Source organism: Streptococcus sp., from assembly GCF_019414905.1.
GTDB lineage: Bacteria > Bacillota > Bacilli > Lactobacillales > Streptococcaceae > Streptococcus.
This window is the reverse complement of the sequence record NZ_DXLC01000082.1, coordinates 1-7,765: the sequence shown is the minus strand read 5'-3', so window position 1 is coordinate 7,765 and position 7,765 is coordinate 1. Positions and strand designations below refer to the sequence as shown.

The following is a 7,765-nucleotide window of genomic DNA, read 5'->3' as shown; positions in this document are numbered from 1 at the left end:
CCTCCTTATACTCAATGAAAATCAAAGAGCAAACTAGGAAGCTAGCCGCAGGCTGCTCAAAACACTGTTTTGAGGTTGTAGATAAGACTGACAAAGTCAGGAACACATATCTACGGCAAGGCGACGTTGACGCGGTTTGAAGAGATTTTCGAAGAGTATTAGTTGTGAATCTGGTGCAGTCGTCCCAGATTATTCTTATTAGTAGGGTCTTGTTTTCTATATCCCCTCGTAGTTAACAAGACCTTGAGCATTTTAGAAAGAGGAATCTATGTCTACGAAATATATTTTTGTAACTGGTGGTGTGGTATCGTCTATTGGGAAAGGGATTGTGGCAGCGAGTCTGGGCCGTCTCTTGAAAAATCGTGGTCTGAAAGTAACCATTCAAAAGTTTGATCCTTATATCAATATCGATCCGGGAACTATGAGTCCTTACCAGCACGGGGAAGTTTTTGTGACAGATGACGGAGCTGAGACAGATTTGGACTTGGGTCACTATGAACGTTTCATCGATATCAATCTTAACAAATATTCCAACGTGACAACTGGTAAAATTTACAGTGAAGTTCTTCGTAAAGAACGCCGTGGAGAATACCTTGGGGCAACTGTTCAGGTTATTCCTCATATCACAGATGCTTTGAAAGAAAAAATCAAGCGCGCCGCTCTAACGACCGACTCTGATGTCATTATCACAGAGGTTGGTGGAACAGTAGGAGATATCGAGTCCTTGCCATTCCTAGAGGCCCTTCGTCAGATGAAGGCAGATGTGGGTGCGGACAATGTCATGTATATACATACAACCTTGCTTCCTTACCTCAAGGCTGCTGGTGAAATGAAAACCAAACCAACTCAACACTCTGTAAAAGAATTACGTGGATTGGGAATCCAGCCAAATATGTTGGTTATTCGTACAGAAGAGCCAGCTGGTCAAGGAATTAAAAACAAACTGGCCCAGTTCTGTGATGTGGCACCAGAAGCCGTTATCGAATCGTTGGATGTTGAACACCTTTACCAAATTCCATTGAACTTGCAGGCTCAAGGTATGGACCAAATTGTCTGTGACCATTTGAAATTAGACGCACCAGTAGCGGATATGACAGAATGGTCAGCCATGGTGGACAAGGTCATGAACCTCAAGAAACAAGTTAAAATTTCCCTTGTCGGTAAGTATGTGGAGTTGCAAGATGCCTACATTTCTGTGGTTGAAGCCTTGAAACACTCTGGTTATGCCAATGACGCAGAAGTTAAAATCAATTGGATCAATGCCAATGATGTGACAGCAGAGAATGTGGCGGAACTCTTGTCTGATGCGGACGGAATCATCGTACCAGGTGGTTTTGGTCAACGTGGTACGGAAGGGAAAATCCAAGCCATTCGCTATGCGCGTGAGAATGATGTTCCAATGTTGGGAGTCTGCTTGGGAATGCAGTTGACTTGTATCGAGTTTGCTCGTCACGTTTTAGGACTCGAAGGTGCCAATTCTGCAGAGCTTGCACCAGAAACAAAATACCCTATCATTGATATCATGCGTGATCAGATTGATGTTGAGGATATGGGGGGAACCCTTCGTTTGGGACTTTATCCATCTAAGTTGAAACGTGGCTCTAAGGCTGCGGCTGCTTATCACAATCAAGAAGTGGTGCAACGCCGTCACCGTCACCGCTATGAGTTTAACAACGCCTTCCGTGAGCAGTTTGAGGCAGCAGGCTTTGTCTTCTCAGGAGTTTCTCCAGACAATCGTTTGGTCGAAATTGTGGAAATTCCTGAAAATAAATTCTTTGTAGCGTGTCAGTATCACCCTGAACTTTCAAGTCGTCCAAACCGCCCAGAAGAACTCTACACTGCCTTTGTTACTGCAGCCGTTGAGAACAGCAATTAGCCAAATCAGAACCTTTGAGAAGAATCTCAGAGGTTTTTTGCTTGCATATTTAGGATAAGATTTGCAAATTAAAAACATAGTGATATAATTAACATAAAAAATCCTAAGGAGGATCTACGATGAAAAAAATCACATTATTTGGTTTGTCTCTAGCTGGTCTAGCTTTACTGGCTTTTCCACATTCAGGGCAGGCATTTGAGCTTAAAGAAGAATGGGTTGTTAAGTGTGGAGTACAGTATCAAGATGGCAAGATTTTTCGATTCAACAATGATCATGAAGTGGATATCAAAGTCTTGGATTTGCCAAAAACCGAGAAAATCGAGTGGACGGTTAGTCTCGATGGTCAAGATCAGACAGTCAATTTTCTAGGTCAAGAAAAGGACAAGTCTATGATTGGTATAGAAGGGCGTTACCTGAATTTCTATGTTCCATATGGCTATAGAGGAGATATCAAGGTAGAGGCCAAGAGCGGAAACGAAGTGAAGACTTGGTCAACGAAAGTTGTGGATGATATTCATAATGATAGTGGAAAGAGAGGCTACTACCGTATTGAAGAATCAAATAATCAATACACCTACCTTGATACAAAATGGGACTATCAAACCAAGACTTACACTGCTACCTTACCAGAGACTGTCAATGGTCAAAAAGTCTTTGCTTGGGCAGACTATGGCAATGGCGAGTTGAAACTTGAAAAACAAAAATCTATCAGTCATAAATATGATGGAGAATCTTTTAAAGAACTTTATCCGATTGTAAAAGCAGAAAGTTGGCTAAAATCAAACCAAAACTGGTACTATCAAAAACAAGGTCAATTAGTACAGAATGCTTGGGTTAAAGCCAAGGGAACTTGGTACTTTATGAATGATAAAGGAGTCATGTTCAATCAAACTTGGCTCTATCAAGGTGGCAACTGGTATGCCTTTAAATCATCAGGAGCTATGATTGCGAGTGACTGGCTTTACGACCAAGGCAAGTGGTACTATTTATCAGCTTCAGGGGACATGAAAGCAAGCACTTGGATTTATGACAAGGGAGAATGGTATTATGTAAGTTCTTCTGGTGCCATGCTAGCGAATGATTGGGTCAAAGATAATGGTAAGTGGTATTATCTAGCTTCATCAGGTAAGATGCTTCGCAATACCTACACACCTGATGGTTACTACGTTGGCAACTCAGGTGTCTGGCAATAAGAATAATACTCTTCGAAAATCTCTTCAAACCAAGTCAGCTTCATCTACAACCTCAAAACAGTGTTTTGAGCTGACTTCGTCAGTTCTATCTACAACCTCAAAGCAGTGCTTTGAGCAACCTGCGGCTAGCTTCCTAGTTTGCTCTTTGATTTTCATTGAGTATAAGAAGTCCTTTTCCTTAAAGGAAGAGGCTTTTTACTTGCTTTTCTGCTGCTTCCTCATTTGTCCTAAAGCCTTTTTTGTGTTAAAATGAATGGTATGAAAGCTAAAAAAATGTGGATGGCAGGTCTGGCTCTGCTTGGTATTGGGAGCCTTGCCCTTGCTACGAAAAAAGTTGCAGATGACCATAAGCTCATGAAGACTCAGGAAGAGTTGACAGGGATTGTACGAGACCATTTTTCAAACATGGGGGAAATTGCGACCCTCTATGTTCAAGTCTATGAAAGCAGTCTAGAGAGCTTGGTTGGTGGCGTCATTTTTGAGGATGGCCGTCATTATACCTTTGTCTATGAAAATGAAGATCTAGTCTATGAGGAGGAAGTCTTATGATACAACCAGCAAGTTTAGAAGAATTGGCATCTTTAGTAGAAAAAGATGGCAAGAAGGTTTTCCTTTTTGTGGCGGATTGGTGTGGCGATTGCCGTTATATTTATCCTGCCTTGCCAGAAATTGAGGAGACCAATCCAGAGTTCACCTTTATTCGAGTGGATCGAGATCAGTATATGGATCTAGCTAAACTCTGGGATGTTTACGGAATTCCTAGCCTTGTTGTTCTAGAAAAAGACAAGGAAATCGGTCGTTTTGTTAATCGCGACCGTAAAAGCAAGCAACAAATTAACGACTTTTTAGCAGGACTGAAATAGGAGAAAAGGAAACAATGATTTTTACATATAACAAAGAACATGTCGGTGATGTCCTTATGGTCATCGTGAAAAACAGCGGAGATGCCAAACTAGATGTGGAGCGCAAAGGCAAGGTAGCCCGTGTTTTTCTAAAAGATAATGGGGAAACAGTGGCGTGGAATATTTTCGAAGTTTCAAGTTTGTTTGAAATTGCAGAGCGCGGTCAAGTCTTTTTATCAGATGAGCAAGTCGCTCGTTTGAACCAAGAATTACAAACGGAAGGTTTTGCAGAGGAAATTGTTAATGACAAGGAACCTAAGTTTGTTGTTGGTGAAATTGTCGAGATGGTAGCTCATCCAGATAGTGACCACCTCAACATCTGTCAAGTTGCAGTCGCAAGTGACAAGACAGTGCAAATTGTTGCAGGGGCTCCTAATGCGCGTGTTGGGTTGAAAACCATTGTCGCTTTACCTGGTGCCATGATGCCCAAAGGCAATCTTATTTTCTCAGGCGAACTTCGTGGTGAAAAGAGTTTTGGAATGATGTGCAGTCCTCGTGAATTGTATCTGCCAAATGCTCCGCAAAAACGTGGTGTTATTGAATTATCAGAAGACCAAGTTGTCGGAACACCATTCGACCCAGCTAAACACTGGACTGCTTAGGAACTTGTTAGTATCTGATAGACCAGCTAGAAGGAAATAAGATGGCAAAAAATGTTGTGATTACAGGAGCGACATCAGGTATTGGTGAAGCAATTGCGCGTGCTTATCTGGAGCAGGGTGAGAATGTCGTTCTAACTGGACGACGGATAGACAGATTAGAAACCCTTAAGTCAGAGTTTGCAGCAACCTATCCAAATCAAACAGTTTGGACTTTTTCATTAGATGTGACAGATATGACTATGGTGAAGACTGTCTGCTCCGATATTCTAGAAACGATAGGTCGGATTGATATATTGGTCAATAACGCTGGACTAGCTCTTGGCTTGGCACCCTATCAGGACTATGAAGAGTTGGATATGCTGATCATGTTGGATACCAATGTCAAAGGTTTGATGGCGATTACTCGCTGTTTCTTGCCAGCAATGGTAAAAGCAAATCAAGGTCATATTATCAACATGGGGTCAACCGCAGGAATCTATGCCTATGCAGGTGCAGCTATCTATTCAGCCACCAAGGCTGCAGTTAAGACTTTTTCAGATGGTCTGCGAATTGATACCATCTCAACGGATATCAAGGTGACGACCATTCAGCCTGGAATTGTCGAAACAGATTTTTCTACAGTGCGTTTTCACGGTGATAAAGAGCGGGCTGCGTCCGTTTACCAAGGAATCGAAGCCTTGCAAGCTCAGGATATTGCAGACACAGTAGTCTATGTGACCAGTCAACCTCGTCGTGTTCAGATTACAGATATGACCATTATGGCAAATCAACAGGCGACAGGATTTATGGTTCATAAAAAGTAAAAAATTTCCTTGAAAAGTTACAAATTTCTGTAACTTTTTTTTGATTTCCTACGAATAGATAAGTAGGAGGAAAAAATATGTATAATAAAGTTATTCTTATTGGAAGAATCGTTGCAGCACCAGAATTGCATAAAACCAACAATGACAAGTCAGTAGCGCGTGCAACTATCGCTGTGAACCGTCGTTACAAAGACCAAAACGGTGAACGTGAAGCTGATTTTGTCAATATGGTCCTATGGGGCAGACTAGCAGAAAGCTTGGCAAGCTACGCAACTAAAGGTAGTCTCATTTCAGTGGATGGAGAATTACGTAACCGTCGCTTTGAGAAAAATGGTCAGATGAACTATGTGACTGAAGTACTTGTTACTGGATTCCAACTCTTGGAAAGTCGTGCCCAACGTGCCATGCGTGAAAATAATGCAGGCCAAGACTTGGAAGACCTAGTCTTGGAAGAGGAGGAATTGCCATTTTAAGCATGGAAGAGCCTGAGTCGATCTTAGGCTTTTTTATGTTTAGAAAGTCAGACTTTTTTCTTGACTATTTCTGACCAAGTGATACAATAGAACTATGAATTAGCACTCAGGTATAAAGAGTGCTAATACTATCTATCTCATTATGGAGGAAATCAGATGTTGAAACCATTAGGGGACCGTGTGGTCTTAAAAGTAGAAGAAAAAGAACAAACTGTTGGAGGTTTTGTCCTTGCAGGCTCAGCCCAAGAAAAAACAAAAACAGCCAAAGTTGTAGCTACTGGACAAGGTGTTCGTACCTTGAACGGTGACTTGGTTGCTCCAAGTGTTAAAGCTGGAGACCGTGTCTTAGTTGAAGCTCACGCAGGTCTTGATGTCAAAGATGGCGATGAAAAGTACATCATCGTAGGTGAAGCTAATATCTTGGCAATCATTGAAGAATAGAAGGAGAAAGTAAGTATGTCAAAAGAAATTAAATTTTCATCAGATGCTCGTTCAGCTATGGTCCGTGGTGTCGATATCCTTGCAGACACTGTTAAAGTAACCTTGGGACCAAAAGGCCGCAATGTTGTTCTTGAAAAATCATTTGGTTCACCACTCATCACCAATGACGGTGTAACTATTGCCAAAGAAATCGAATTGGAAGACCATTTTGAAAATATGGGTGCCAAATTGGTATCAGAAGTAGCTTCTAAAACAAATGATATTGCAGGTGACGGAACGACAACTGCAACTGTATTGACCCAAGCAATTGTCCGCGAAGGAATCAAAAATGTCACAGCAGGTGCCAATCCAATCGGCATTCGTCGTGGGATTGAAACAGCAGTTGCTGCAGCAGTTGAAGCCTTGAAAAACAATGCAATCCCTGTTGCTAATAAAGAAGCCATCGCTCAGGTTGCTGCCGTATCTTCTCGTTCTGAAAAAGTCGGTGAATACATTTCTGAAGCCATGGAAAAAGTTGGTAAAGACGGAGTCATTACCATCGAAGAGTCACGTGGTATGGAAACAGAACTTGAAGTTGTGGAAGGAATGCAGTTTGACCGTGGTTATCTTTCACAGTACATGGTAACAGATAGCGAAAAAATGGTGGCTGACCTTGAAAATCCATACATCTTGATTACCGACAAGAAAATTTCCAATATCCAAGAAATCTTGCCACTTTTGGAAAGCATTCTCCAAAGCAATCGTCCACTCTTGATTATTGCGGATGATGTGGATGGCGAAGCTCTTCCAACTCTTGTTTTGAACAAGATTCGTGGAACCTTCAACGTAGTAGCAGTTAAGGCACCTGGTTTTGGTGACCGTCGCAAAGCCATGCTAGAAGACATTGCCATCTTGACAGGCGGAACAGTTATCACAGAAGACCTTGGTCTTGAGTTGAAAGATGCGACAATTGAAGCTCTTGGTCAAGCAGCGAGAGTGACCGTGGACAAAGATAGCACGGTTATCGTAGAAGGTGCTGGAAATCCTGAAGCGATTTCTCACCGTGTTGCAGTTATCAAGTCTCAAATCGAAACCACAACTTCTGAGTTTGACCGTGAAAAATTGCAAGAACGCTTGGCAAAATTGTCAGGTGGTGTTGCAGTCATCAAGGTCGGAGCTGCAACTGAGACTGAGTTGAAAGAAATGAAACTCCGCATTGAAGATGCCCTCAATGCTACTCGTGCAGCCGTTGAAGAAGGTATCGTTGCAGGTGGTGGAACAGCCCTTGTAAATGTTATCCCAGCCGTGGCTGATTTGGAATTGACAGGAGATGAAGCGACAGGGCGCAATATTGTTCTCCGTGCCTTGGAAGAACCTGTTCGTCAAATTGCCCACAATGCAGGATTTGAAGGATCTATCGTTATCGATCGTTTGAAAAATGCTGAAGTTGGTACAGGCTTCAACGCAGCAACTGGCGAGTGGGTTAATATGATTGA

The 7,765-nt window shown here is 42.1% G+C and carries 9 protein-coding genes; all 9 read left to right on the top strand.

Features of this window, described 5'->3' with window-relative positions; translation table 11 throughout:
- The first annotated feature begins 268 nt into the window (after positions 1–268).
- On the top strand, positions 269–1,876 hold the full coding sequence (locus tag QZ359_RS02160) for a CTP synthase (protein ID WP_000105246.1): 1,608 nt from the start codon (positions 269–271) through the stop codon (positions 1,874–1,876).
- 119 nt (positions 1,877–1,995) lie between these two features.
- A complete protein-coding gene (locus QZ359_RS02155; RefSeq protein WP_293957611.1) occupies positions 1,996–3,069 on the top strand; it encodes an N-acetylmuramoyl-L-alanine amidase family protein in 1,074 nt (357 codons plus the stop codon).
- A 249-nt stretch (positions 3,070–3,318) separates the two neighbouring features.
- A complete protein-coding gene (locus QZ359_RS02150) occupies positions 3,319–3,618 on the top strand; it encodes a DUF4651 domain-containing protein (protein ID WP_261040005.1) in 300 nt (99 codons plus the stop codon).
- A complete protein-coding gene (locus QZ359_RS02145; protein WP_000615777.1) occupies positions 3,615–3,932 on the top strand; it encodes a thioredoxin family protein in 318 nt (105 codons plus the stop codon). Before QZ359_RS02150 ends, QZ359_RS02145 begins: the two co-directional genes overlap by 4 nt.
- A 14-nt stretch (positions 3,933–3,946) precedes the next feature.
- Positions 3,947–4,573, top strand: coding sequence for a YtpR family tRNA-binding protein (ytpR, locus tag QZ359_RS02140; RefSeq protein ID WP_261025367.1), 627 nt, complete (start codon positions 3,947–3,949; stop codon positions 4,571–4,573).
- Between the two features lie 41 nt (positions 4,574–4,614).
- Positions 4,615–5,376: an SDR family NAD(P)-dependent oxidoreductase gene (locus QZ359_RS02135; RefSeq protein WP_293957602.1), complete on the top strand. Its 762-nt coding sequence runs from the start codon at positions 4,615–4,617 to the stop codon at positions 5,374–5,376.
- Positions 5,377–5,453: 77 nt separating this feature from the next.
- Positions 5,454–5,849, top strand: a complete 396-nt coding sequence (locus QZ359_RS02130; protein WP_293957599.1) for a single-stranded DNA-binding protein — start codon at positions 5,454–5,456, stop codon at positions 5,847–5,849.
- Positions 5,850–6,005: 156 nt separating this feature from the next.
- Positions 6,006–6,290 (top strand): co-chaperone GroES, encoded by a 285-nt coding sequence (gene groES, locus QZ359_RS02125; RefSeq protein ID WP_049499818.1) that lies wholly within the window; start codon positions 6,006–6,008, stop codon positions 6,288–6,290.
- A 15-nt stretch (positions 6,291–6,305) separates the two neighbouring features.
- A partial coding sequence (gene groL / locus QZ359_RS02120; RefSeq protein WP_293957595.1) for a chaperonin GroEL occupies positions 6,306–7,765 on the top strand: 1,460 nt, incomplete at its 3' end.

What these genes read in the sequence shown, in the direction of transcription:
- QZ359_RS02160 (WP_000105246.1), top strand. Translation starts at nt 269, where the DNA reads ATGTCTACGAAATATATTTTTGTAACTGGTGGTGTGGTATCGTCTATT.
- QZ359_RS02155 (WP_293957611.1), top strand. Translation starts at nt 1,996, where the DNA reads ATGAAAAAAATCACATTATTTGGTTTGTCTCTAGCTGGTCTAGCTTTA.
- QZ359_RS02150 (WP_261040005.1), top strand. Translation starts at nt 3,319, where the DNA reads ATGAATGGTATGAAAGCTAAAAAAATGTGGATGGCAGGTCTGGCTCTG.
- QZ359_RS02145 (WP_000615777.1), top strand. Translation starts at nt 3,615, where the DNA reads ATGATACAACCAGCAAGTTTAGAAGAATTGGCATCTTTAGTAGAAAAA.
- ytpR (WP_261025367.1), top strand. Translation starts at nt 3,947, where the DNA reads ATGATTTTTACATATAACAAAGAACATGTCGGTGATGTCCTTATGGTC.
- QZ359_RS02135 (WP_293957602.1), top strand. Translation starts at nt 4,615, where the DNA reads ATGGCAAAAAATGTTGTGATTACAGGAGCGACATCAGGTATTGGTGAA.
- QZ359_RS02130 (WP_293957599.1), top strand. Translation starts at nt 5,454, where the DNA reads ATGTATAATAAAGTTATTCTTATTGGAAGAATCGTTGCAGCACCAGAA.
- groES (WP_049499818.1), top strand. Translation starts at nt 6,006, where the DNA reads ATGTTGAAACCATTAGGGGACCGTGTGGTCTTAAAAGTAGAAGAAAAA.